Origin of the sequence: Paenibacillus hemerocallicola (assembly GCF_006265175.1) — a bacterium.
Lineage (GTDB): Bacteria > Bacillota > Bacilli > Paenibacillales > NBRC-103111 > Paenibacillus_AB > Paenibacillus_AB hemerocallicola.
The window spans coordinates 1-2,192 of sequence record NZ_VDCQ01000059.1; the positions used below are offsets into that span (position 1 = coordinate 1).

General features: G+C 63.2%; 1 protein-coding gene. It reads left to right on the forward strand.

What is annotated here, in order from left to right; translation table 11 throughout:
* A partial coding sequence (locus tag FE784_RS30560; RefSeq protein WP_246132265.1) for a beta strand repeat-containing protein occupies positions 1-2,192 on the forward strand: 2,192 nt, incomplete at both ends.

Below are 2,192 nucleotides of genomic sequence, written 5' to 3' on the forward strand. Positions count from 1 at the left end.
ACGGGGGCAACCGGAGAAACGGGAGTGACTGGAGCAACTGGAGCAACGGGAGCAACTGGAGCAACTGGAGTGACCGGGGTCACTGGGGCAACTGGTGTGACAGGAGAGACGGGTGCAACCGGAGCAACCGGAGCAACCGGAGCAACTGGAGAGACGGGAGCAACTGGTGTCACGGGAGAGACTGGGGTGACAGGGGCAACTGGGGAAACCGGAGAAACGGGAGTGACTGGAGAAACGGGAGCAACTGGAGCAACTGGGGTGACAGGGTCTACGGGGGCTACTGGAGAGACGGGAGTGACCGGGGTCACGGGAGCAACTGGAGCAACTGGTGCGACGGGAGCAACTGGAGAGACAGGTGCAACCGGAGTGACAGGAGAAACGGGAGCAACTGGAGCGACAGGAGAGACGGGAGCAACCGGTGTGACGGGAGAGACGGGAGCAACCGGTGTGACAGGAGCAACTGGAGCAACAGGAGAGACGGGAGCAACTGGAGCAACTGGAGCAACCGGAGAGACGGGAGTGACCGGGGTCACTGGGGAAACAGGTGTGACTGGGGCAACTGGGGCAACTGGAGCAACGGGGGCAACCGGAGAAACGGGAGAGACGGGAGCGATTGGAGAAACGGGAGCAACTGGGGCAACTGGAGCAACAGGAGCGACTGGAGAGACGGGAGCGACTGGAGAGACGGGTGCAAACGGGGTCACGGGTACAACTGGAGAGACAGGGGCAACTGGGGCAACGGGAGCAACCGGTGTGACAGGAGCAACCGGTGTGACGGGAGCAACCGGTGTGACGGGAGCAACCGGAGTAACGGGAGCGACTGGTCTGACAGGAGCAACTGGAGAGACGGGAGCGACTGGGGCAACGGGTGCAACTGGAGTGACCGGAGCAACTGGAGTCACGGGAGCGACTGGAGAGACGGGAGCGACTGGTGTGACTGGGGCAACCGGGGCAACTGGAGAGACAGGAGCGATTGGAGAAACGGGAGCAACTGGGGTGACAGGGTCTACGGGGGCAACTGGTGCGACGGGAGCAACTGGTGAGACAGGGGCAACCGGAGTGACAGGAGAAACGGGAGCAACGGGAGCAACCGGTGTGACAGGAGCAACTGGGGCAACGGGGGCAACCGGAGAAACGGGAGTGACAGGAGCAACTGGAGCAACTGGAGTCACGGGAGAGACTGGGGTGACAGGGGCAACAGGGGCAACTGGGGCAACTGGGGCAACTGGAGCAACTGGAGAGACTGGAGAGACGGGAGTGACCGGAGCAACTGGAGTGACCGGGTCTACGGGGGCAACCGGTGTGACGGGAGCAACTGGAGAGACGGGAGCGATCGGGGTCACGGGAGCGACAGGAGAGACGGGAGCAACTGGTGCGACGGGAGAAACAGGAGTCACGGGAGCAACGGGGGCAGCTGGAGAGACGGGAGCGACTGGGGCAACTGGAGAGACGGGAGCGACTGGGGCAACTGGAGAGACAGGAGCAACTGGAGCGACTGGAGTGACAGGAGAAACGGGAGCGACTGGTGTGACAGGGGCTACGGGGGCAACCGGAGAGACGGGAGCAACTGGAGCAACTGGGGCAACGGGAGCAACGGGGGCAACTGGAGTGACCGGAGCAACTGGAGTCACGGGAGCGACTGGTGTGACAGGTGCTACTGGTGCGACAGGAGCAACTGGAGAGACAGGAGCGATTGGAGAAACGGGAGTAACTGGTGTGACGGGAGCAACTGGAGCGACTGGGGAGACGGGTGCAAACGGGGTCACGGGGGCAACTGGAGAGACAGGTGCAACCGGAGCAACGGGAGCAACCGGAGAGACGGGAGTGACCGGGGTCACTGGGGCAACAGGGGCAACAGGGGCAACTGGAGCAACTGGAGCAACGGGAGCGACTGGAGAGACGGGAGCAACAGGAGCAACTGGAGCAACTGGAGTGACCGGAGCGACTGGTGTGACTGGGGCAACCGGAGCGACTGGGGCAACTGGAGCAACTGGAGCAACTGGGGTAACTGGAGCAACGGGGGCAACCGGAGAAACGGGAGTGACTGGAGCAACTGGTGCGACAGGAGTCACAGGAGCAACGGGGGCAACTGGAGTGACCGGAGCAACTGGAGTAACGGGAGCGACTGGTGTGACAGGAGCAACCGGTGTGACGGGAGCAACCGGTGTGACGGGAGCAACCGGTGTGACGGG